The sequence below is a fragment of the Streptomyces sedi genome (assembly GCF_006335015.1).
Classification (GTDB): Bacteria; Actinomycetota; Actinomycetes; order Streptomycetales; family Streptomycetaceae; genus Streptomyces; species Streptomyces sedi.
This window is the reverse complement of the sequence record NZ_VDGT01000009.1, coordinates 50645-71976: the sequence shown is the minus strand read 5'-3', so window position 1 is coordinate 71976 and position 21332 is coordinate 50645. Positions and strand designations below refer to the sequence as shown.

Here is a 21332-nt window from a genome sequence, read left to right as displayed (position 1 = left end):
GTCGTAGGGTGGCGGGACCAGCGGGGTCCCGCCCCGGCCGTTCCTATCGCGAGTTGGACTCATGATCCCCACACAACGAGCGCACCGCCTCGTCGCCGCGCTGGCCGTGCCGGCGCTCTTCCTGACCGCCGCCTGCGGTTCCGAATCGGGCGACGACAAGGGGGGCGACGGGCCGGTGGCGACCGTCTCGGGCAAGTCGGGCGAGCAGCCAGAGATCGAGATCGACGAGGAGGCCGCGGTCGCCGACGAGACCGTGGTCGAGGTGCTCGCCGAGGGGGACGGCGCGGAGATCGCCGAGGGCGACTACCTGCGGATGGACGTGCTCGCCACCACCGTCGAGCAGGGCGCCGAGCTGGTCAACACCTGGCGTACCACCGAGGGCGAGCCCAGCGAGGAGACCGAGGACGGGGCGAAGCCGCAGGTCATCGCCCAGGCGAACGTCGAGTCCTCGCTCCCGCAGGCGGTCACCCAGCCCCTGATCGGGCAGCAGGTCGGCAGCCGCGTGCAGGTCGAGGGCCAGGCGGGCGAGCTGCTCGGGCCGGCCGCCCAGCAGGTCGGGCTGAGCGAGGACGACGGGGTCGTCTGGGTCTTCGACATCGTCGCCTCCGCCCAGGTGGACCCGGCCGGTTCGGTCGAGGGCGAGCAGGCCGACTCCGAGGACGGCCTGCCGGCCGTGGAGATCGGCGACGGCGGCCCTGAGATCACCATCCCCGAGGGCGAGGACCCGCCGGAGGAGCTGCGCGAGCAGCTGCTCGTCGAGGGCGACGGCCCCGAGGTGGCCGACGGGCAGGCGCTCGTCGTCCAGTACACGGGCGTGACCTGGGCTGACGGAGAGGTCTTCGACTCCTCCTGGGAGCGCGAGTCCGCCTCCGCCTTCCAGATCGGCACCGGCTCGGTCGTCGCCGGCTGGGACGAGAGCCTGGTGGGCAAGAAGGTCGGCGACCGCGTCCTGCTGGTCCTCCCGCCGGACATGGCCTACGGCGACCAGGAGAACGGCGGCATCCCCGCCGGTTCGACGCTGGTCTTCGTGGTCGACATCATTGGTGCGGCCTGAGGTTGATCAACGCCTCGGGCGCCCCTCGCGTCAACAGGCGACGCAGGTAGCAATCCTTCGTAGGAGTGGTTTTCGGTGAACAACGAGAAGCCCGAGGTTGACTTCCCGGGTGGCGAGCCGCCGGCGGACCTTGAGATCAAGGACCTCTGGGTGGGGGACGGACCGGTCGCCGAGGCCGGCGCCCAGGTCTCCGTCCACTACGTGGGCGTGGCCTTCAGCAGCGGCGAGGAGTTCGACGCCAGCTGGAACCGCGGCCGTCCGCTGGTCTTCCAGCTCGGCGCCGGTCAGGTCATCACCGGCTGGGACCGGGGCGTGCAGGGGATGCGGGTCGGCGGTCGCCGGCAGCTCACCATCCCGCCGCACCTGGCCTACGGCGACGCCGGGGCCGGCGGGCGCATCAAGCCGGGCGAGACGCTGATCTTCGTCTGCGACCTGGTCTCGGTCTGATCGAGGCAGGCGGTACCGTGGGCCCATCCCCTCAGCGGGGGTGGGCCCACGCGCGTCCGTGGCGAACGCCCCTGCCGCACGGGCCGGTTGACGCACACGCCGGTCCGGCGGGGACACCCGCCGAGGACATCGGAACGGACCAACGGAAGGGGGCGGGGCGATGGCCATCGCCAAGGCCGAGCGGCTGATGAACCTGGCCCTGTGCCTGCTGAACACCGCCCGCCCGTTGAGCAAGCGCGAGCTGCGCGACTCCATCGAGGCGTACATCGAGGTCAGCTCCGAGGACGCGTTCAACCGCACCTTCGAGCGGGACAAGGACGACCTGCGCGAGCTCGGCATGGTGATCGAGACGGTCGAGAGCCTGGACGGCGAGGTGGGCTACCTGGCCCGCCGCGACCTGAACCGGCTGCCGCCCGTCGCCCTGGACGCGGCCGAGGCGGCGGCGCTCGGGCTGGTCGCCCGCGTCTGGCAGCAGGCGAGGCTGGCCGGCGCGGCCAGCGGCGCCCTCCAGAAGCTGCGCGCCGCCGGCGTTCCCATGGTCGAGGCGGAAGCGGACCACTACAGCGCCCTGGAGCCGCGTGTGCCGGCCGGGGACGCGGCGTTCGAGCCGCTGATGATCGCCTGCCGCGACCGCCGGGTGGTCACCTTCGACTACCGCAAGTCCAACGCGGCCACCCCCGAGGCCAGGCAGGTCGAGCCCTGGGCGCTGGAGTGCTGGCACGGGAACTGGTACCTGGCCGGCTTCGACCGGGGGCGGGGCGCGCAGCGTGTCTTCCGGCTCTCGCGGATCGTGGGCCGGGTCAGGTCGCGGTCCGGCGAGTTCACGGCCGAGGTGCCCGACCAGGTCGCGGTGCGCGAGGGCGTGGCCGCGTTCGCCGGGGAGCACGCGACGGCACAGGCGCGGATCCGGCTGCGCGCCGGCGCGGGCTATCCGCTGCGCGCCAGGGCGACCCGGTTCCTGAGCCGGGGCGTGGAGTGGGACGAGCTGGAGATCCCCTACGGTCACGGACTCGACGCCTGGCTGGCCGAGTTCGGTCCCGACGTGCTGGTGTTGGAGCCGGCGGAGCTGCGCGCCGACGTGCTGGAGCGGTTGCGCGCGGTGGCCGCGGGCTGAGGCCGGAGAGGGCAGGAGGGGGAGAGGACGACATGGCGACCACCGCCATTGACCGCACCAGGCGACTGCTGTCGCTGGTTACCTATCTGCGGGAGCGCCCGGGCGCCCGGGTCGACGAGGTGGCGCGCGCGTTCGGCGTCACCGAGGACGAGCTGATCTCTGACCTGAGCGTGCTGCCGATGTGCGGCACCAGCTTCCGGGGCGGCGACCTGCTCGACATCGACACCGACGGCGAGCACATCTGGTGGTACAACGCGGAGGCCACCGGCTCCACGACCGGCCAGCCGCTGCGGCTCGCCGCCGACGAGGCGACGGCGCTGCTGGTCGCCGCCCGCGCCGTGGCCACGATGCCGGGGCTGCGCGCCGGGGACCGGGACGCGCTGCTGCGGCTGACCGCCAAGCTGGAGGCGGCGGCCGGGGAGAGCGCCAGGGCCAGCTCCCGGGTGTCGGTCACCTTCGAGTCCGAGGGCGGCGTCTTCGCCGAGGTGGACAGGGCCATCGCCGAACGCAGGCGGCTGCGCATCCGCTACTACTCGCCCGGCAGGGACGAGCTGACCGACCGGGAGATCGACCCGATCCGGCTCTTCGCCGTCGGCCACACCTATGTCGAGGCGTGGTGCCACCGCACGGAGGCCCGGCGCACCTTCCGGCTGGACCGGGTGGCCAGCATCGAGCTGCTGGACGTGCCGGCCGACCCGCCGCCGATCGAGCCGCGCGACCTGAGCGAGGGGCTGGTGCAGCCGGCGCCCACCGACCCCGAGGTGGTCATCGAGGTCGGCCCCGGCGGACGCTGGGTCGCCGAGTACTACGCGCACGACGAGGCCGAGGAGCTGCCGGACGGCGGGCTGCGCATCGCGTTGCGCACCCCCGACCCGATCACGCTGCGCCGGCTCGCGCTGCGCCTCGGCGGTGACGGCCGGATCGTCGCGCCCGCGCGGCTGGCCGACAGCGCCCGCGAGGCGGCGCGGGAAGCGTTGCGCGCCTACGAGGAGTTGGGATAGCCCGTGTTCTGGCCGATGGCACTCGTTTTCCTGACCTTCGCCGGGGTCGCCGTGCTCGGCGTACTCGCCGTGCGGGTCGGGATCGAGGTGGCCCGTTTCTCCCACGCGGTCGCCGAGGGAACGGAGCGGATCGGCCGCGCCGCCGATGAGCTGGAACGGGCCGCCGAGCCGCTGGCGGCCAGGTCGGGGGAGGTCGGGCGGGAGATCACCCCGGGTGTCGTGCGTGGTTCACCGGATGAATAGAGCGACGCCCAAGCATTGCTTTGTGTTTACCCCCCCGCGTTAAGATTGCGGAGCGTGTGGCCGATGAGGGTATTCCTCCCAGGGCCGACATCAGATCCGAATCTCGAAGAGAGACCCGAAGAGAGAGAAGACACAACATGGGCGCTATCTCCCCTATGCACCTTCTCGTCGTCGCCCTCGTCGTCGTTGTGGTCTTTGGCTCCAAGCGTCTGCCGGACACCGCCAGGGCGCTGGGCAAGTCGATGCGGATCATGAAGAGCGAGACGACCGCCATGAAGTCGGACGGCAAGAAGCCGGGCGAGGGCGCGGACGCCGAGCCCGCCGTCGCCCCCCGCGTCATCCAGCCCGCCCCCGGCGAGAGCGAGGCGGCGCGCCCCGTGGACGAGCCCCGGGGCAGCGCCCAGGGCTGACGGCCGCACGTGCGGTGTTGACCTGGCAGTGAGGGCCGGTGGCCGGGCTGATGCCGGCTGCCCGACGAGATGAGGACGTGGGGTGCTCAAGACCGCGCGCAAACCCCCCAGGGACCCCGAGGGGCGGATGCCGCTCACCGAGCATCTTCGGGAGTTGCGCAACAGGCTGGGGAAGGCCGCGCTCGCGGTGGTGATCGTCGCGGTCGTGGCGGCGTTCTTCGCCAAGGACATCATGGACTTCCTCACGGAGCCTGTGCCGATCTGCGACGCAGGCGACCCCGAGGCCGAGGACAAGCGCTGCGCCGTCCTCTCGCAGACCGGACTGCTGGTTCCGTTCGGCACCTATGTGCGGGTGGCGCTGCTGGTCGGGCTCATCGTCGCCTCGCCGGTCTGGCTCTACCAGTTCTGGGCCTTCATCGCGCCCGGGCTGCACAAGCACGAGAAGAAGTACAGCCGGGCCGTGGTCGGCGTCGGCGTACCGCTCTTCCTCACGGGCACCTACTTCGCCTACTGGCTGCTGCCGCGGGCGATCCCCGTCATGCTGAGCTTCAGCGCCGACGACGCGCAGAACTTCGTGAGCGTCGAGGAGGTCCTGGACATCACCGTCCGGCTGGCCCTCGCGTTCGGCATCTCCTTCGAACTGCCCCTGCTGCTGGTCCTGTTGAACCTGGGCGGGGTGATCACCGGCAAACGGATGATCAGCTGGTGGCGCTGGATGGTGATGGGCATCGCGGTCTTCGCCGCGGCCATCACGCCCACCGACCTGCTGTCGATGATCGCGTTGCAGGTCCCGGTGACCGGGCTGTACTTCCTGGCGTGCGGCATCGCCCTGCTCAACGACCGCCGTCGGGCGCGTCGCGACCCGAACGCGGGGCTGTCCGACGACGAGGCCTCCGACCTGGACCTGACGCCCGAGGCGGTGGGCCCGGCCCAGCGGCTGGACGACGACCACGACCGGCGGGTCAACGGGTACGACGACGACGCGACCTGACCCCCGCACGCCCCCCGCACCCCCGACGGCGGCCTGCCCGGGGGCGCGGGGAAATCCCTCGGAGGGGGCCGGAGCGGGCCGGTAGGCTCGGATGACGATGACCGACGACATGTCTCCCGCCGAGCGGTACGCCGAAGCGCGGCGTCGGGCCGCGGACGAGCGGACCGCTCTCGCCCCCTTCCGTGATCTCTACGACTTCGCGCTGGACGACTTCCAGATCGAGGCGTGTCAGGCCCTGGAGGCGGGACAGGGCGTGCTGGTCGCGGCGCCCACCGGCTCGGGCAAGACGATCGTCGGGGAGTTCGCCGTCCATCTGGCGCTGAGCCAGGGGCGGAAGTGCTTCTACACGACGCCGATCAAGGCCCTCTCCAACCAGAAGTACGCCGACCTGGCGCGCCGCTACGGCGAGGACAGGGTCGGCCTGCTGACCGGGGACAACAGCGTCAACTCCGAGGCGCCGGTGGTCGTGATGACCACCGAGGTGCTGCGGAACATGCTGTACGCCAACTCCTCGTCGCTGACCAACCTCGGCCATGTGGTGATGGACGAGGTGCACTACCTCTCCGACCGGTTCAGGGGCGCGGTCTGGGAAGAGGTGATCATCCACCTCCCCGAGTCGGTGTCGCTGGTCTCGCTGTCGGCCACGGTCTCCAACGCGGAGGAGTTCGGCGACTGGCTGGACACCGTGCGCGGGGACACCCGGGTGATCGTCTCCGAGCACCGGCCGGTGCCGCTGTGGCAGCACGTGCTGGCGGGGCGGCGGCTCTACGACCTGTTCGCGGAGTCCGGGAGCAAGCGGGAGGTCAACCCGGACCTGGTGCGGATGGCGCGACTGGAGAACACCCGCTCCTGGGGCGCGCGGGAACGCAACCGCAATGGCCGCGACCGGCGGCGCGCGGCCGAGCGCGAGCGGGAGAAGCGCCAGCGGAACCGGCTCTACACGCCCAGCCGCGTCGAGGTCATCGACCGGCTGGACGCGGACGGGCTGCTGCCGGCGATCACGTTCATCTTCAGCCGCGCGGGCTGTGAGGCGGCCGTACAGCAGTGCCTGGCCGCCGGGCTGCGGCTCAACGACCCCTCCTCGCGCGCCCGGGTGCGGGAGATCGTCGAGCGGCGCACGGCGGACATCCCGGACGAGGATCTGCACGTCCTGCGCTACTTCGAGTGGCTTGAGGGCCTGGAGCGAGGCATCGCGGCCCACCACGCGGGGATGCTGCCCCGGTTCAAGGAGATCGTCGAGGAGCTGTTCGTCGAGGGCCTGGTCAAGGCCGTCTTCGCCACCGAGACGCTGGCGCTGGGCATCAACATGCCGGCGCGCTCCGTGGTGCTGGAGAAGCTCGTCAAGTGGAACGGCGAGCAGCACGCCGACATCACCCCCGGCGAGTACACCCAGCTCACCGGCAGGGCCGGGCGGCGGGGGATCGACGTCGAGGGCCACGCGGTGGTGCTGTGGCAGCGCGGGATGGACCCGGGGGCGCTCGGCGGACTGGCGGGGGCGCGCACATATCCGCTGCGCTCCTCGTTCAAGCCCTCGTACAACATGGCGGTCAACCTGGTCGGGCAGTTCGGCCGCAGGCGCTCACGCGAGCTGCTGGAGACGTCGTTCGCGCAGTTCCAGGCCGACCGCTCGGTGGTGGGCATCTCCCGCCAGGTGCAGCGCAACGAGAGCGGCCTTGAGGGCTACCGGGAGGCGATGACCTGCCACCTGGGGGACTTCCGCGAGTACGCGGGACTGCGACAGCGGCTCAAGGAGCGGGAGAACGAGCTGGCCAGGCAGGGCGTGGCGCAGCGCAGGGCGGCGGCGTCGGACGCGTTGGAGAAGCTGCGGCCGGGCGACATCATCCACGTGCCGACCGGGAAGTTCGCCGGGCTCGCGCTGGTGCTCGACCCCGGCACGCCGGACGGGCGCAGCGGCGGGCGCCGCGGCTTCGACGCGCACGACGGGCCGCGCCCGCTGGTGCTGACCGTGCAGCGGCAGGTGAAGCGGCTGGGCGCGATCGACTTCCCGGTGCCGGTCGAACCGTTGGGCCGGATGCGCATCCCCAAGTCGTTCAACCAGCGCAGCCCGCAGTCACGGCGCGACCTCGCGTCGGCGCTGCGCACCAAGGCCGGGCACGTGGAGCCGCACCGGCACCGCAAGGGGCGCGCGGAGGCGGCCGACGACCAGGAGATCGCGCGGCTGCGCCGGGAGATCAGGGCGCATCCCTGCCACGGCTGCGAGTCGCGCGAGGACCACGCCCGCTGGGCCGAGCGCTACCACCGGCTGAAGCGGGACACCCGGCAGCTGGAACGGCGGATCACGGGCCGCACCAACACGATCGCCAGGACCTTCGACGAGGTCTCCGCGCTGCTGACCGAGCTGGACTACCTGCGGGGCGACGAGGTCACCGAGCACGGCCGCCGACTGGCGCGGCTGTACGGGGAGTTGGACCTGCTGGCGAGCGAGTGCCTGCGGGACGGCGTGTGGGAGGGGCTGGAGCCGGCCGAGCTGGCGGCCTGCGTCTCCGCGCTGGTCTACGAGGCGCGCTCGGCCGACGACGCGCCGGCGCCCGACGTTCCCGCCGGGCGGACCCGGCAGGCGCTGGGCGAGATGGTGCGGATCTGGGGCCGGCTGGACGCCCTGGAGGAACGCCACCGGATCAGCACCGTGAACGGCGTGGGGCAGCGGGAGCCGGACCTCGGCTTCGCCTGGCCCGTCTACCGCTGGGCGCAGGGTCAGAGCCTGGACGTGGTGCTGCGGGACGCGGAGATGCCGGCGGGGGACTTCGTCCGCTGGTGCAAGCAGGTCATCGACGTCCTCGGGCAGCTCTCCGCCGCCGCGCCCGACGGCAGCGGCGTCGCCAAGGCGGCCCGCCAGGCGGTGGACCAGCTCCTGCGCGGCGTGGTCGCGTACAGCTCGCTGGGGTAGCCGGCAGGAGCCCGCGGCCCGTGTCGTCGCGGTGGGTCGTCGTGTGCGGCCCGGGTGGGGGCGCTCGCGCCGTTCCCCGCGCCCCCACCGGGCCGGTGGGGCTCGCGCCGTTCCCCGTGGCCCTCTGGGAGTGGCTCAGGCGCGGGACTCCAGGGCCGTCAGGAGGCGGGCCAGCGAGCCGCCCAGGCCCCAGCGCCGGTCGAGGGCGTCCAGCGCCTCCGGGTCAGCGGGGGCCGTCGGGAGGGCCGCGTCCCGCTCGGGCAGCGGGAGGTCGGTGACCACCCGGACCACGCGGGGCGCCACGGCCAGGTAGCCGGCGGCCTCGCGCAGCCGGCGACGCTGGGTGGGGGTCAGGGCCGAGGTGGGGTCGTCCAGCGCGGCCAGCACGCCTCCCAGGTCCCCGAAGGCGGCCAGCAGCTTGGCGGCCGTCTTCTCGCCGATGCCGGCGACGCCGGGGAGCCCGTCGCTCGGGTCGCCGCGCAGCAGCGCCAGCTCCGCGTAGCGCGGGCCGTCCACGCCGTACTTCTCGCGCAGCGCGGCCTCGTCGAAGGCCGCCAGATTTCCCATGCCTCGGACGGGGTAGAGAACACGCACCCCCCGGGAGTCGTCGACCAGCTGGAAGAGGTCGCGATCACCGGTGACGATGTCCACCGGGCCGGCGGCGCGGTGGCTGAGCGTGCCGATCACGTCGTCCGCCTCGTGTTCGGCCGCGCCGACACGGAGGATGCCGACGGCGTCCAGCACCTCGTGGATCACCGGCACCTGGGGGCTGAGGGTGTCGGGCACCTCCTCGACGTCGGCCCCCTCGGGCACCTCGTCGGCGACGCGGTGGGCCTTGTAGGTCGGGATCAGCTCCACCCTCCAGGCGGGGCGCCAGTCCTCGTCCAGGCAGGCCACCAGGGCGTCGGGGCGGTGGTCGGTGACGAGCCGGGCGATGAAGTCCAGCAGTCCGCGCACCGCGTTGACCGGGGTGCCGTCGGGGGCGCGGACCGAGTCGGGGACGCCGTGGTAGGCGCGGAAGTACAGCGAGGCGGTGTCGAGCAGCATCAGGCGAGTGGTCACAGCACGGATCATGCCGTACACCACCGACAAATTCGGCTCGCCCCCTGGTGGGCCGGAAATCGTTTGGTAAGCTAATTATTAACGATTTCTTGACGCTCACTTTGCCGAGCCGTCCGGACGCCGAGAAGGAGACTCTCACTTGCCGACGCCCATCCGACCCGGCACCCCATCTGGTCCCGCCGCTCACCTCGCTCACCTGCCCGTTTCCGCTTCGCTCCGCCCCCGGGGGTGATGCGGGATGGGACACGCTGACACCCTGCTCGCGATGGGTGGCGCCTTCGTCGCCGCCGCGATACTCGCCCGCCTCGGCGGCCGGATAGGCCTGCCCACGATTCCGCTCTTCATCCTGGCCGGCATACTGCTCGGCCCCAACACCCCCGGCTTCGTCCTGCTGGAGGACCCGCACGACCTGGAGATGCTCTCCGCGCTCGGCCTCGTGCTGCTGCTGTTCTACCTCGGTCTCGAATTCCACATGGACGACCTCAAGACCGGCGGCAAGAAGATGGTGATCGCCGGCTGCACCTACCTGGTGCTGAACGTGGGCGCCGGCCTCGCGTTCGGCTTCGCGCTGGGCTGGGGCACCTCGGAGGCGCTGGTGCTCGCCGGTGTGCTGGGCATCTCGTCCTCGGCGATCGTCACCAAGATCCTGGTCGACCTCGGTCGCATCGGCAGCCCGGAGACCAAGCCCATCCTGGGCATCATCGTGGTCGAGGACATCTTCCTCGCCCTCTACCTGGCCGCCCTCCAGCCGGTGATCTCCGGCTCCGACGGCGCGGGGGAGACCGCCTGGCAGATCGCCAAGGCGTTCGGCTTCCTCCTCCTGCTGGCCGTCGCCGCCCGCTGGGGCACCAAGATCATCGGCCGGCTCTTCGCCACCAAGGACGACGAGCTGCTGGTGATCTCGTTCCTCGGCGCCGCCGTGCTCGTCTCGGGGATCGCCGAGCAGTTCGGTGTCGCCGACGCCATCGCCGCGTTCATGGTGGGCCTCATCCTGGGCAACACCAGCAGCGGCGAACGGATCAGGGAGCTGGTCCACCCGCTGCGTGACGCGTTCGCCGCGATCTTCTTCTTCGGCTTCGGCCTCTCGATCGCGCCCGGCGACCTGCCGTCCGTGATCTGGCCCGTGCTGATCGCCGTGCTGATCACCGTGGTGATGAACGTCGGGGCCGGCCTGGTCACCGCCCGGATCTACGGGTTCGGCGCGCTGCCCACCGCCAACGTCTCGACCACGCTCGTCGCCAGGGGCGAGTTCGCGCTGATCCTGGCCACCATGGCCGCGGCGGCCGGACTCGACGACCGGCTCTCGCCGTTCATCGCCGGCTATGTGCTCATCCTCGCGGTGCTCGCGCCGCTGGTCGCCGGGCGTTCGCACTGGCTGGCCAGGGTGCTGCCCGGTGGGAAGGACGCGCTGGCCGAGCACGCGGAGGCCGAGGTGCCGGAGCCGGAGCCGGCGGGCTCCGGAAGGTAGCGCCCTCACCGGAGGCGGGAGAGTCCCCCACCGGGCCCGCGCCCAGGGCCCGCGTCGTTCCCGCCGCGGACACCGCCACCCCGTTCGCACCGTCAACGCCCGGCAGCCGCCGGGCGTTGACGGTTATCCGGGGTTATCGCCCGAACACTGGTCGCGACGGCGCGCGATGTGAGAAGTTCGGTCCGTGAGCCAGAGCACACCGCCCGGCTGGTACGCGGACCCCGGCCGGTCAGCGGACGAGCCGCCGCGCGAACGTTGGTGGGACGGCGCGGCGTGGACCGCCACGACGCGGCCGGCCGGGAACGCGCCCACCCGCACCCCGACCGTTCCCTCCCTGCCGCGGGAACCGGCGCGCGGCCCGCACACGCTGCCCACGCTCCCCGGCGACCGGCCGCTGGCCGAGCCGGAGCCCGAGGCGCCGGACCCGTCCGACGCGCGGGGGCGGCGACGGGACCGGGCGGTCATCGGGTTCGGGCTGCTGGGCCTCGCGCTGACCGGGGCCCTGGTCGCCGCGCTGCTGCTCGGCGACGACGGAAGCTCCCCGCCCGACGACGGCACCGGGCCGCCGCCCTCGGCGAGCGAGACCCCCGACGACGGGCGACGCGACCCGGACGCCGGCCCGTTGAGCGAGGGCCGGGTCGCCGGCGTGGCCCTGCCGGTGCCCGAGGAGTGGAGCGAACGCCCCAGCGACTCCCTCGTCTCGCTGGCGTACGGCGGCTACCCCTGCCCTGCCGACGCCGCCCTCGACTGCCTCGCCGGCGCCGCGACGCTCCACGCGCTCCCCGGCGCCGGCACGCTCTCGGTGGAGGGCGCCGCGCGCTCCGACGTCGCCGCGTTCCAGCGGGACGCCTACCCCGGCGAGGCGTACGGCGGGATCTTCGGCGCCGACGAGCTGTCCGCCGGTTCCGTCACCGTGGCGGGGGAGTCCGGGTACCGGGTGCGGGTCGGGCTGAACACGCCGTTCAGCGCGGCGGTGGTGGAGAGCGTCGCCTTCGTCGCGCCGGGGGACCCTTCCACCCTGCTGGTGCTGCGGCTGAGTTGGGACGACGTCGGGCAGGCGCCCCCGATGTCCGATCTGGAGCTCATTCTGGACGGCGTGGTGGCCGTCTCGGACGGGCCAGGTACCGCTGCCTAGCCGTGCGCCCTTAAAGTAAGCCCGTTCACGTGTGACCAGCAGGTCGCCGGTTGGCCGGGGAGTGGGGCGGATGAACACCGAGCAGGGGCCGCGTTCGATCCCCGTCTCCCCGCTCGCCCCTGTGCCCCCACCCCGGCGGGCGCCCGGCGCCCCGCCGCCGCGCCCTCCGGCGCCGCCGAGCCCCTACGGACCGCCACCGCCCAGCGCGCCGCCCCAACCCGGCGCCCCACCGCGCCCGTTCACCACCCCGCCCTCCACCGAGCGCCCCCAGGCGCGCGCCTGGCGCACCCTCAACGCGCGGGTGCCGCTGCGGCTGGTCGGCGCCGTCGTCTGCCTGGTGCTCGGCACCGGGCTGCTGGGCGGGGCCGCGGCCGGCGCCTGGCTGGCCGGCGGCGACGAGCGCGAGCAGGCGGCCGAGGCGGCCTGGGAGGACGGCAGGGAGCTGTGGCGCGAGATGCCGGTGGACGAGCTGTTCCCGCCGGAGTTGACGGCCGAGGAGGCGGGCCCGGGCGGTGCCGACCGGCGCTGGGTGCGGCTCGGCGTCGCGCCCGACAGCGGCTGCGCCGACGCGTTCGACCCGCTGCTGACCGAGGTGCTCTCCGCCGTCGGCTGCCACCGCCTGATACGGGCGACCTACACCGACGAGACGGAGACCACGGTGACCACCGTCGGCCTGCTCTTCACCACGGCCGACGCCGCCGGCATGGGCGTGCTGGCGGAGCGTTTCACCGAGGAGGGCCTGGCCGGGCGGCCCGACCTGCTGCCGCGCGCGTTCCCGGTCGAGGGGACGGCGGCGGCCGGCTTCGGCGACGCGCAGCGCGCCGCCTGGACCGTGGCGGTGGAGGACCGACTTCCCGTCGTCGCCTGGTCGGTGACCGGCTTCGCCGACGGCCGAGCGGTCTCCGCGCCGACGCCCTCGGCCGAGGCGACGGCCGAGGACGCGGAAGGCGCCGCCGCGCTGGCCGGCCTCGGGCACGACAGCGCCGGCATCGTCGACCGGATCGCCGGCCGGCTGCGCCAGGCGCACGACGAGCGCGCGGGGGAGAGCGCATGAGCCGGCGTGCGACGCGTCACGCGCGCCTGTGCGTCGCGGCGGGCGCCGCCCTGGCGGTGCTCTGGGGAACGACCACACCGGCCGCCGCCGACTCCATCCGGGAGCAGCAGCGCTGGGCACTGGACGCCGTACGGGCGCCGGACGCCTGGCAGTTCACCCGCGGCGAGGGCGTGACCGTCGCCGTCCTGGACACCGGCGTCGACACCGACCACCCCGACCTCGTCGACAACGTCGAGGGCGGCTGGGACTTCGTCCGGATGGGCGCCGAGCCCGGCGACGACCACTGGGCCGCCCACGGCACCGCGATGGCCGGCATCATCGCCGGCCACGGCCACGGACGTCAGCGCGGCGACGGCGTGCTCGGCGTGGCACCCGAGGCCGGGGTGCTGCCCGTGCGGGTGCTGCTGGAGGACGACGACCCGCAGCGCGACCGGGCCAGGGACGAACGCGCCGGCGCCCTCGCCGAGGGCATCAGGTGGGCCGCCGACCAGGGCGCCGACGTGATCAACCTCTCGCTCGGCGACGACAGCGCCTCCGCCCACCCCGACCCCGAGGAGGACGCGGCGGTCCGCTACGCCCTGGAGAAGGGCGCCGTGGTGGTCGCCTCAGCGGGGAACGGCGGCGAGAAGGGCGACCCCGTCTCCTACCCGGCCGGCTACCCCGGGGTCATCGCCGTGGCCGCCGTGGACCGGGGCGGCAGCCCCGCCGAGTTCTCCACCCGCCGCTGGTACGCGACGCTCAGCGCGCCGGGCAAGGACGTGATCGTCGCCGACCCCGACGGCCGCTACTACACGGGCTGGGGCACCTCCGCCGCCGCCGCCTTCGTCTCGGGCGCCGCCGCGCTGCTGCTCTCCGCCCACCCCGACCTCACGCCGGCCGAGGTGCGCCGGCTGCTGACCGAGACCGCCCAGGACGCCCCCGAGGGCGGCAGGAACGACGCGGTGGGCAGCGGGGTGGTGGACGCGGCGGCTGCGATCGAGGCGGCCAACGAGGCGGCCGGGGCCCCGGCCGCCGACCAGGGCGGCGTCTACGCCGGTGAGTTCTTCGGCCCGGGGCCCGCCACCGAGTCCGCCGGCGGCGGTGGCACCGACTGGCTGGCGCCGGCGGCCGGCGCCGCGGGCGTGCTGCTGCTGGGCACCGGCGGGGTGCTGCTCTTCCGCCGCTTCTGGCTCGGCGGGCTGCCGGCCAGGTCCGACTGAACCAGGTCCGACCGCACCGGGTCCGACCGCGGTGAACGGGGCTCGCGGCGGTCAGGTCACCGGAGGCGAGTCCTCCGCCAGGGACTCGACGGCGCGCTGGGCGGCCCACTCGACGGCGGCGATGCCGGTCGCGTGGTCGGAGTGGCCGTCCGAGACGACGGCGATCAGATACTCGTGGCCGCCCGAGGAGACCCAGCCGATGCTGTTGACGTCCCAGAGACCGGTCTCGCTCCGGGGCAGCCAGCCGTTCTTCAGCGCGAACCCCTCGGGGGCGTCCCCGCCGGGGTCGGCGGCGGCCGATATCCCCCAGCGCTGCTCGTCGATCACCGTGCCCATCAGCTCGTGCAGGTACTCCTGCGAGGCGGCCTCCAGCGGCGAATCCGCCGCGTAGACGGTGCGCAGCAGCGCCAGTTGGTCGGCGCTCGTGGTCTGGGTCAGCCCCCAGGCGCCGTCGGCCCCGGGAACGGTCGCGGTCAGTCCCAGCCGCGCGTTGGCCGCCTCAAGACCCGAGGCGCCGTCGATCCGCGCCCACATCGCGTCGGTCGCCTCGTTGTCGCTCATCCGGATCATCAGCTCGGCGTCCGCCCGCTCCTCGACGGTCAGCTGCCGGCCCTCGTCCTGCGCCTTGAGCAGCAGGGCGGCCAGGACGTCCACCTTCACGATGCTGGCGGTGTCGAAGCGCTGGTTGCCGAACGAGGCCGAACGCCCGCTGTCCAACGCCAGCACCGAGACCGAGAGCCGCGCCTCCGACTCCGTCGGCGCCTCGCTCATGAGCGTGGCCAGCCGCGCGTTCGCCGCGCGGTCGGGGACCAGCATGTGGGGGGATATCTCGGAGGGCGTGACACGGTCGGCCGTGCTGTCGCCCGGCTCCGGAGGCACGCCCGGCGGTATTCGGTCGGGGACCTGCTCGGCCAGCTCACTCTTGGTCATGTCCGCTGCGTCTCCCCCCACGGCGAACGCCAGAAGCGTGCCGGCGAGGGCTGTGCTCACCAACAGGGTGGGCCGCAGCCGCCGTGCTGGTCGCCGGGCGTTCTGATGCATAGTCCAAAACCGTAACTCGCACAAGCGCACGAGTCACTGGCGACTATGTGAAAAACGGGTAACAGTGCGTAAGGGGGAACGTGCCGCTCCGCTCCCGTCGCCCGCCGTAGGGGTCGCCCCACTCGGTGGAAGTTTTGTCACACCCGATGGATACCCTCGACGGATGGCGCTGAAGAACATCCCGAAGCCCGCGTTCGCCGACGACGACGGCACCGTCGATCCCGCGCTGCGCGCCGCCCTCGACGCGTGGGCCGCCGACCCCGCGACGCACGCCGAGGCCGTGGTGGCGGCGCTGGCGCGGGCGCGGCTGCTGGCCGGCGTGGTCGCCGTCCTCGGTGAGGAGGAGACCGACGAGGCCGGCCGGCGGCGGGAGAAGAGCAGCGAGATGGCGCTGCTCACGTTGGAGCTGCCGGGCGGCCGTCGCGCCCTGCCCGTCTTCACCGCGCTGGAGACCCTGGCCCGCTGGCAGCCCGAGGCGCGCCCGGTGCCGGTGACCGCCTCCCAGGCGCTGGCCGCCGCGGTGCAGGAGGGCGCCGGCGCCCTGGTGCTCGACGTCGCCGGCCCCGTCACCTTCGAGGTGGCCGGCCCCGCGCTGCGCGCCCTCGCCGGCGGCGGACCGCCGGCCGAGCACCCCGAGGTGCTGGCCGCGGTGCGCGAGGTGCTCGCGGCCCAGCCGGCCGTGGCCGCCGCCCGGCTGGTCGCCGGCGGCGAGGCGGACGGCACGCTGGCGGTGCTGTCGGACGCCGAGGCCGACCCGGCCGCCGTGGCGCGCCCGCTGCTCGCCGCCCTCGCGGCGCACCCCACGCTCCGCCTCCACCTGGTGCGCGGCCTGAGCCTCGCCGTGCTGCCGCCCGGCGCCACCCTCCCGGGGGAGCCCGACTACCGGCGCTGACGCCGCCCGGAGCGCGGCGTCACCCGAACGCGGCGGCCGGGGTGCGGCGCGGCGCGGGGTCGCCAAGACTGCCAGCAGATCCGCTAGGCACGGGAGGCGTCCATGTCCGCCGAGACCACCACCTCTGCCGATGCCTCCACCGGAGGCGTCGGGGAGCACGACCCCAGGGCACTGGCCGCCGAGGCCTTCGGAACGCTGGTCCTGGTCTTCTTCGCCGTCGGTTCGGCCGTCCTCGCCGGGGAGTTCGTCGGCTCCCTCGGCATCGCGCTGACCTTCGGCTTCGTCCTGCTGGGGCTCGTCTACGCGCTGGGGCCCACGTCGGGCGCGCACTTCAACCCCGCCGTCACGCTCGGCATGTTGCTGGCCGGCCGGATGTCGCCGCGCGCCGCCGGCTGGTACTGGCTGGCGCAGCTGGCCGGCGCGCTCGTCGGCTCGGCGCTGCTCTTCCTCGTGGCCCACCAGGTGCCCGGGCTGAAGACGGGCGAGGCGTTCGGCAGCAACGGCTACGGCCACCGCTCGGCCGTCGGCCTGTCCATCGCCGGCTCCTTCGTCACCGAGGTGATGCTGACGGCGCTGCTGGTCTTCGTCTATCTCTCGGTCGCGCGCCGGGTGCGGCTGGGCAGCCTCGACGGCCTGCCGATCGGCCTCACGCTGGCGGCCGTCTCGCTGGTCGGCATCCCGCTCACCGGCGCCTCGGTCAACCCGGCGCGCAGCATCGGCCCGGCGATCTTCGCCGGCGGCGACGCGCTGATCCAGCTCTGGCTCTTCGTCCTGGCGCCGCTGGTCGGCGCGGCCATCGCCGTGCTGGCGCATCGCCTGACCCACGAGGAGCCGCACGGCTGGTTCTCCGACCTGCCGTTCCTCTCCAAGCGCAACGGGCACGGTGGCGGCGCGGGCACGCGGAGCCGGGGTTAGGGCCTCTCTTCCCAGGGCCCGCCCCGGGCGGGCGGGCCTGTCGCGTCGGGAGATACCGCACCGACGCGGGCGCGCGTCCGGCGCTCAGCCCGGCCGTGCCCGGGCGGGCGCGGGTCACTTGCCGTAGACCGGGCCCGTGTACTTCTCGCCGGGGCCCTGGCCGGGCTCGTCCGGCACGGCGGAGGCTTCGCGGAAGGCGAGCTGGAGCGACTTCAGCCCGTCACGCAGCGGAGCCGCGTGGTACGAGCCGACCTCGGTGGCGCTGGCGGTGACCAGGCCGGCCAGCGCGGTGATCAGCTTCCTGGCCTCGTCGAGGTCCTTGTGGCCCTCGCCGTCCTCGGCCAGGCCCAGGTTGACCGCGGCCGAGCTCATCAGGTGCACCGCCACCGTGGTGATCACCTCGACCGCCGGTACCTCGGCGATGTCCCGGGTAAGGTCCGCCACCTGCGGGCTCGGCTCCTGGCCGGCCACGGCCGCTTCGTCGCTCATGGCGACCACCCTAGGCCCCGCCGACGAGGGCCCCGACCGGCGGTCCGGTTCGCGCGGTGCCCGAGCTGGTGTATTCTGGAGCGTGACCGGCCGGACACCTGTGTGTGGACGGCCCGCAAGTGGAGGCTCCGCGCTCCCACCTTACTGGCCCTCGGGCCGGGAGGTCTCTGGTCAGGCAGCGCCTCACGGTCACACCGTGTGGGCGCTCCCGGTCTGTGTTTCGGAGCCCCGCCTGTGTGCCGGTCGGGGCGTTTTTTGTGCCCCGGAGGGTCGGCGGTCACACGATCTATCCGGCACGGCTGTCCGCCAGGCAACCGTGCGGCGCAACCGAGGAGGCCCCATCAGCGCCGAGCCCCGTATCAACGACCGGATTCGCGTCCCCGAGGTGCGACTCGTCGGTCCCAGTGGCGAGCAGGTCGGCATCGTGCCGCTTGCCAAGGCCCTGGAGCTTGCCCAGGAGTACGACCTGGACCTGGTAGAGGTGGCGGCCAACGCCCGCCCGCCGGTGTGCAAGCTCATGGACTACGGAAAGTTCAAGTACGAGTCGGCCATGAAGGCCCGTGAGGCGCGCAAGAACCAGGCGCACACGGTCATCAAGGAGATGAAGCTCCGGCCGAAGATCGACCCGCACGACTACGACACCAAGAAGGGTCATGTCGTCCGGTTCCTCAAGCAGGGGGACAAGGTCAAGATCACGATCATGTTCCGCGGCCGTGAGCAGTCCCGCCCCGAGCTGGGCTTCCGACTGCTCCAGCGCCTCGCGGAGGACGTCCAGGATCTGGGCTTTGTCGAGTCCAACCCCAAGCAGGACGGCCGAAACATGATCATGGTTCTCGGTCCGCACAAGAAGAAGACCGAGGCGATGGCCGAGGCGCGTGAGGCCCAGGCCGCCCGCAAGGCCGAACGCCAGAAGGGGAAGACGACGGCCTGACACGGGCCGCCTTCCCCGCGGGTTCACTGGACAGAACAACGAGGAGAGTACGGCGATCATGCCGAAGAACAAGACGCACACCGGTACCGGCAAGCGGTTCAAGGTCAGTGGCTCGGGCAAGGTGATGCGCCAGCGCGCCGGTCGCCGTCACTACCTGGAGCACAAGCCCTCCACCCTGACCCGCCGCCTGGCCGGCACCACGGAGACCGCTCCGGCCGACGCCAAGAGGATCAAGAAGCTTCTCGGCAAGTGATCCGCGCCGACCGCCCGCCCCGGCGGAGGCGGTCGGCGGATCGACCGGGACCCATCCGTTCCGGGCCGTGTGACCTTTCCACGGCCCCGCTACAAGGAGTACACACGTGGCACGCGTCAAGCGGGCAGTCAACGCCCACAAGAAGCGCAGGGCGATCCTCGAACAGGCCAGCGGCTACCGCGGCCAGCGCTCGCGGCTGTACCGCAAGGCGAAGGAGCAGGTCACCCACTCCCTCGTCTACAACTACAACGACCGCAAGAAGCGCAAGGGCGACTTCCGGCAGCTGTGGATCCAGCGGATCAACGCCGCCGCCCGCGCCAACGGCGTCACCTACAACCGCTTCATCCAGGGCCTGAAGGCCGCTGAGATCGAGGTGGACCGCAAGATGCTCGCCGAGCTGGCCGTCAACGACCCGTCCGCCTTCGCGGCGCTGGTCGAGACCGCCCAGAAGGCGCTGCCGAGCGACGTCAACGCGCCGAAGGCCGCCTGAGCGATCCCGCTCTTCCCGGACCCGCAGGTTCCTCGCCTGCGGGTCCGTCGCTTCCCCCGCGCCGGCCGGTGCCGCGCGTCGGGGAGGCTCTCCACAGCCGTCGTATCGAAGCGAGTGCGCCGTTCATGCCCCCTGGCACCCAGCTGACCTCAGCGCGTTCCCCCCGTGTGGCCGCCGCCCGCCGGCTGGCGCGGCGCAGCCTGCGTGGGCGTGAGCGGCGCTTCCTGGCGGAGGGACCGCAGGCGGTCAGGGAGGCGGTGGCGCACCGTTCCGCCGACGGCGAGGCGACGCTGCGTGAGCTGTTCGTCAGCCCGGAGGCCGCCGAGCGCTACGCCGAGGTGGTCGAGGCGGCCGAGGCCGTCGGCGCCCGGGTCCACCGGGCCGACCCCGAGGTCGTCGCCTCGATCTCGCAGACGGTGACCCCGCAGGGGCTCGTGGGGGTCTGCGCGTTCCTGGACCGCCCGTTCGCCGAGGTGCTGGCCGCCGGGCCCCGGCTGGTCGCGGTGTTGGCGCACGTCCGTGACCCGGGGAACGCCGGAACGGTCCTGCGCTGCGCCGACGCCGCCGGCGCCGACGCGGTGGTGCTGACCGATGCCTCGGTCGACCTGTACAACCCGAAGGCGGTGCGTGCCTCCGTCGGCAGCCTGTTCCATCTGCCGGTGGCCGTCGGCGTTCCCGTGGCCGAGGCGGTCACCGGACTGCGCGGCGCCGGGGTGCGGGTGCTGGCCGCCGACGGCGGGGGCGCGCGGGACCTGGACGACGAGCTGGACGAGGGGACCATGGGCGGCCCCACCGCCTGGATATTCGGCAACGAGGCGTGGGGGCTGCCCGAGGAGACGACGCGGCTGGCCGACGCGGTGGTGCGGGTGCCGATCCACGGCGCGGCGGAGAGCCTCAACCTGGCGACGGCGGCGGCCGTCTGCCTCTACGCGTCGGCGCGCGCCCAGCGGCGCCCCGGCGATCGCCGTCCCTGACGCCGCCCACAACGTTCGCCCCCGAGGGCTGTAGCCACGGCAGGTGCTCTGGCGGGGGTCCACGCGGGATGATTGCCTGTTCAATCGGCCCCTTTTCGGGGCGGGTTGGGCGTGCTCGGTGCGAACCACTGGGAGAGGGGCGAGGGGATGGAGAGAGCGGTCGGTGTCGGGGAGCCCACGCGGGTACACCCCGACGACCTGCCCGACGGGCTGGTGATCGCCGACCACCGGGGGGTGGTGGTGTGCTGCAACGTCGCGGCGGCCCGGCTGACCGGGACGCCGGCGGCCCAGGTGGTGGGGCTGCCGATCGAGCGGGCGTTGCCGCTGGAGGATCCGGACGGGCGGCCCTGGTGGCGGCTCACCGACCCCTACGGCGGGCTGGCGACCCGCACCGGCCAGCCGGAGCGGAACCTCTTACTGCCCGGCGCGCGGGAGCTGCTGGTCTCCGCGCGCTATGTCAGGGCCAGGCCCTCGGGGAAGGTGACCCGGCTGGTGGTCACGTTGCGCGGCACCGAGGCGCGCCAGCGCACCGAGCGGGGGAACGCGGAGCTGATCGCCACCGTGGCCCACGAGTTGCGCTCGCCGCTGACCTCGGTGAAGGGCTTCACGGCGACGCTGCTGGCGCGGTGGGAGCGGTTCACCGACGACCAGAAGCGGCTGATGCTCCAGACCGTCGACAGCGACGCGGACCGGGTCACCCGGCTGATCACGGAGCTGCTGGACGTCTCCCGGATCGACTCGGGCCGGCTGGAGATCCGCCGGCAGCCGGTCGCGCTGGACGAGGCGGTGCGGCGGCGGGTGGACGCGTTGATCAACGGTGGCCAGGAGCGTGAACGTTTCCGCCTCGACATCCAGGACGAACTGCCCAGCCTCTGGGGCGACCCGGACAAGATCGATCAGGTTCTGGTCAACCTGCTGGAAAACGCGGTGCGTCACGGAAGCGGTAGGGTCACCATTGGGGTGCACCGAGCACCCGCGACCAGGACCCGCCAGGAAGGGACGGCCGTCACCGTGAGCGACGAGGGCCCCGGCATCCCCGAGGACGCCATGCAGCGGGTCTTCACGCGTTTCTGGCGCGGCAGCCAGCACGGCGGCACCGGCCTCGGGCTCTACATCGTCAAGGGCATCGTCGAGGCGCACGGCGGCACGGTCACCGTCGGCCGCTCCACCGGGGGCGGCGCACGCTTCCGATTTATCCTGCCCGCGGGCACCCCGGCCTTTCTCCGCTGACGTCCCCGTCAGGACCAGCGCGGCCGGCCCC

The 21332-nt window shown here is 73.3% G+C and carries 22 protein-coding genes; 19 read left to right on the top strand and 3 right to left on the bottom strand.

Annotated elements, in window-relative coordinates; translation table 11 throughout:
- The first annotated feature begins 61 nt into the window (after positions 1-61).
- The 8 genes from FH715_RS13745 (at position 62) to FH715_RS13710 (ending at position 8168) form a co-directional block, all read left to right on the top strand.
- Entirely contained in the window at positions 62-1054 is a 993-nt protein-coding gene (locus FH715_RS13745) for an FKBP-type peptidyl-prolyl cis-trans isomerase (protein WP_139644953.1), read from the top strand.
- Between the two features lie 75 nt (positions 1055-1129).
- The gene (locus FH715_RS13740) at positions 1130-1501 is read left to right on the top strand and encodes an FKBP-type peptidyl-prolyl cis-trans isomerase (RefSeq protein ID WP_139644952.1); all 372 of its coding nucleotides are present in this window, start codon (positions 1130-1132) and stop codon (positions 1499-1501) included.
- A 160-nt stretch (positions 1502-1661) separates the two neighbouring features.
- Positions 1662-2615: a helix-turn-helix transcriptional regulator gene (locus FH715_RS13735; protein ID WP_139644950.1), complete on the top strand. Its 954-nt coding sequence runs from the start codon at positions 1662-1664 to the stop codon at positions 2613-2615.
- 32 nt (positions 2616-2647) lie between these two features.
- A complete protein-coding gene (locus FH715_RS13730; protein WP_139644948.1) occupies positions 2648-3616 on the top strand; it encodes a helix-turn-helix transcriptional regulator in 969 nt (322 codons plus the stop codon).
- Positions 3617-3631: 15 nt separating this feature from the next.
- Positions 3632-3859, top strand: coding sequence for a hypothetical protein (locus tag FH715_RS13725; RefSeq protein WP_139644946.1), 228 nt, complete (start codon positions 3632-3634; stop codon positions 3857-3859).
- Between the two features lie 137 nt (positions 3860-3996).
- Positions 3997-4269, top strand: coding sequence for a Sec-independent protein translocase subunit TatA (gene tatA, locus FH715_RS13720; RefSeq protein ID WP_139644944.1), 273 nt, complete (start codon positions 3997-3999; stop codon positions 4267-4269).
- Positions 4270-4351: 82 nt separating this feature from the next.
- Positions 4352-5260, top strand: coding sequence for a twin-arginine translocase subunit TatC (gene tatC / locus FH715_RS13715; protein WP_139644942.1), 909 nt, complete (start codon positions 4352-4354; stop codon positions 5258-5260).
- A gap of 97 nt (positions 5261-5357) precedes the next feature.
- Positions 5358-8168, top strand: coding sequence for a DEAD/DEAH box helicase (locus tag FH715_RS13710; RefSeq protein ID WP_139645219.1), 2811 nt, complete (start codon positions 5358-5360; stop codon positions 8166-8168).
- 135 nt (positions 8169-8303) lie between these two features.
- Here the strand turns inward: FH715_RS13710 and FH715_RS13705 are convergent, their stop codons facing one another.
- Entirely contained in the window at positions 8304-9230 is a 927-nt protein-coding gene (locus FH715_RS13705; RefSeq protein ID WP_246108732.1) for a 5'-3' exonuclease, read from the bottom strand.
- Positions 9231-9495: 265 nt separating this feature from the next.
- Here FH715_RS13705 and FH715_RS13700 point away from each other — a divergent pair, with 265 nt between their 5' ends.
- The 4 genes from FH715_RS13700 (at position 9496) to mycP (ending at position 14086) form a co-directional block, all read left to right on the top strand.
- Entirely contained in the window at positions 9496-10698 is a 1203-nt protein-coding gene (locus FH715_RS13700) for a cation:proton antiporter (RefSeq protein ID WP_139645217.1), read from the top strand.
- A gap of 184 nt (positions 10699-10882) precedes the next feature.
- On the top strand, positions 10883-11833 hold the full coding sequence (locus tag FH715_RS13695) for a DUF2510 domain-containing protein (protein ID WP_139644940.1): 951 nt from the start codon (positions 10883-10885) through the stop codon (positions 11831-11833).
- Positions 11834-11903: 70 nt separating this feature from the next.
- Positions 11904-12887 carry a hypothetical protein gene (locus tag FH715_RS13690; RefSeq protein WP_139644938.1) on the top strand — a complete coding sequence of 328 codons (984 nt, stop codon included), beginning with the start codon at positions 11904-11906 and terminating at the stop codon, positions 12885-12887.
- On the top strand, positions 12884-14086 hold the full coding sequence (gene mycP / locus FH715_RS13685) for a type VII secretion-associated serine protease mycosin (RefSeq protein ID WP_139644937.1): 1203 nt from the start codon (positions 12884-12886) through the stop codon (positions 14084-14086). Before FH715_RS13690 ends, mycP begins: the two co-directional genes overlap by 4 nt.
- A 51-nt stretch (positions 14087-14137) precedes the next feature.
- Here mycP and FH715_RS13680 read toward each other — a convergent pair whose 3' ends face one another.
- The gene (locus tag FH715_RS13680; protein WP_139644935.1) at positions 14138-15016 is read right to left on the bottom strand and encodes a serine hydrolase; all 879 of its coding nucleotides are present in this window, start codon (positions 15014-15016) and stop codon (positions 14138-14140) included.
- Positions 15017-15290: 274 nt separating this feature from the next.
- Between FH715_RS13680 and FH715_RS13675 the strand changes: the two genes are divergently transcribed.
- Both FH715_RS13675 and FH715_RS13670 read left to right on the top strand, forming a co-directional pair.
- A complete protein-coding gene (locus tag FH715_RS13675) occupies positions 15291-16019 on the top strand; it encodes an SseB family protein (protein WP_139644933.1) in 729 nt (242 codons plus the stop codon).
- Positions 16020-16121: 102 nt separating this feature from the next.
- Positions 16122-16934, top strand: coding sequence for an MIP/aquaporin family protein (locus FH715_RS13670; RefSeq protein ID WP_139644931.1), 813 nt, complete (start codon positions 16122-16124; stop codon positions 16932-16934).
- 114 nt (positions 16935-17048) lie between these two features.
- Here the strand turns inward: FH715_RS13670 and FH715_RS13665 are convergent, their stop codons facing one another.
- A complete protein-coding gene (locus FH715_RS13665) occupies positions 17049-17423 on the bottom strand; it encodes a DUF1844 domain-containing protein (RefSeq protein ID WP_139644929.1) in 375 nt (124 codons plus the stop codon).
- 316 nt (positions 17424-17739) lie between these two features.
- Between FH715_RS13665 and infC the strand changes: the two genes are divergently transcribed.
- From infC to FH715_RS13640, 5 genes are all read left to right on the top strand, one after another.
- The gene (infC, locus tag FH715_RS13660) at positions 17740-18354 is read left to right on the top strand and encodes a translation initiation factor IF-3 (RefSeq protein ID WP_097230070.1); all 615 of its coding nucleotides are present in this window, start codon (positions 17740-17742) and stop codon (positions 18352-18354) included.
- Between the two features lie 58 nt (positions 18355-18412).
- Complete coding sequence (rpmI, locus tag FH715_RS13655; RefSeq protein ID WP_097230069.1) at positions 18413-18607, top strand: 50S ribosomal protein L35; 195 nt, start codon at positions 18413-18415, stop codon at positions 18605-18607.
- A gap of 106 nt (positions 18608-18713) precedes the next feature.
- Positions 18714-19097 (top strand): 50S ribosomal protein L20, encoded by a 384-nt coding sequence (gene rplT / locus FH715_RS13650; RefSeq protein WP_097230068.1) that lies wholly within the window; start codon positions 18714-18716, stop codon positions 19095-19097.
- Between the two features lie 125 nt (positions 19098-19222).
- Positions 19223-20071 carry a TrmH family RNA methyltransferase gene (locus FH715_RS13645; RefSeq protein WP_139644927.1) on the top strand — a complete coding sequence of 283 codons (849 nt, stop codon included), beginning with the start codon at positions 19223-19225 and terminating at the stop codon, positions 20069-20071.
- Positions 20072-20218: 147 nt separating this feature from the next.
- The gene (locus tag FH715_RS13640; protein ID WP_139644925.1) at positions 20219-21301 is read left to right on the top strand and encodes a sensor histidine kinase; all 1083 of its coding nucleotides are present in this window, start codon (positions 20219-20221) and stop codon (positions 21299-21301) included.
- Positions 21302-21332: the final 31 nt, after the last annotated feature.

Coding starts and splice junctions, on each gene's coding strand:
- FH715_RS13745 (WP_139644953.1), top strand. CDS start 62: ATGATCCCCACACAACGAGCGCACCGCCTCGTCGCCGCGCTGGCCGTG.
- FH715_RS13735 (WP_139644950.1), top strand. CDS start 1,662: ATGGCCATCGCCAAGGCCGAGCGGCTGATGAACCTGGCCCTGTGCCTG.
- FH715_RS13730 (WP_139644948.1), top strand. CDS start 2,648: ATGGCGACCACCGCCATTGACCGCACCAGGCGACTGCTGTCGCTGGTT.
- FH715_RS13725 (WP_139644946.1), top strand. CDS start 3,632: ATGGCACTCGTTTTCCTGACCTTCGCCGGGGTCGCCGTGCTCGGCGTA.
- tatA (WP_139644944.1), top strand. CDS start 3,997: ATGGGCGCTATCTCCCCTATGCACCTTCTCGTCGTCGCCCTCGTCGTC.
- FH715_RS13710 (WP_139645219.1), top strand. CDS start 5,358: ATGACCGACGACATGTCTCCCGCCGAGCGGTACGCCGAAGCGCGGCGT.
- FH715_RS13700 (WP_139645217.1), top strand. CDS start 9,496: ATGGGTGGCGCCTTCGTCGCCGCCGCGATACTCGCCCGCCTCGGCGGC.
- FH715_RS13690 (WP_139644938.1), top strand. CDS start 11,904: ATGAACACCGAGCAGGGGCCGCGTTCGATCCCCGTCTCCCCGCTCGCC.
- mycP (WP_139644937.1), top strand. CDS start 12,884: ATGAGCCGGCGTGCGACGCGTCACGCGCGCCTGTGCGTCGCGGCGGGC.
- FH715_RS13680 (WP_139644935.1), bottom strand. CDS start 15,016: ATGACCAAGAGTGAGCTGGCCGAGCAGGTCCCCGACCGAATACCGCCG.
- FH715_RS13675 (WP_139644933.1), top strand. CDS start 15,291: ATGGCGCTGAAGAACATCCCGAAGCCCGCGTTCGCCGACGACGACGGC.
- FH715_RS13670 (WP_139644931.1), top strand. CDS start 16,122: ATGTCCGCCGAGACCACCACCTCTGCCGATGCCTCCACCGGAGGCGTC.
- FH715_RS13665 (WP_139644929.1), bottom strand. CDS start 17,423: ATGAGCGACGAAGCGGCCGTGGCCGGCCAGGAGCCGAGCCCGCAGGTG.
- rpmI (WP_097230069.1), top strand. CDS start 18,413: ATGCCGAAGAACAAGACGCACACCGGTACCGGCAAGCGGTTCAAGGTC.
- FH715_RS13645 (WP_139644927.1), top strand. CDS start 19,223: ATGCCCCCTGGCACCCAGCTGACCTCAGCGCGTTCCCCCCGTGTGGCC.
- FH715_RS13640 (WP_139644925.1), top strand. CDS start 20,219: ATGGAGAGAGCGGTCGGTGTCGGGGAGCCCACGCGGGTACACCCCGAC.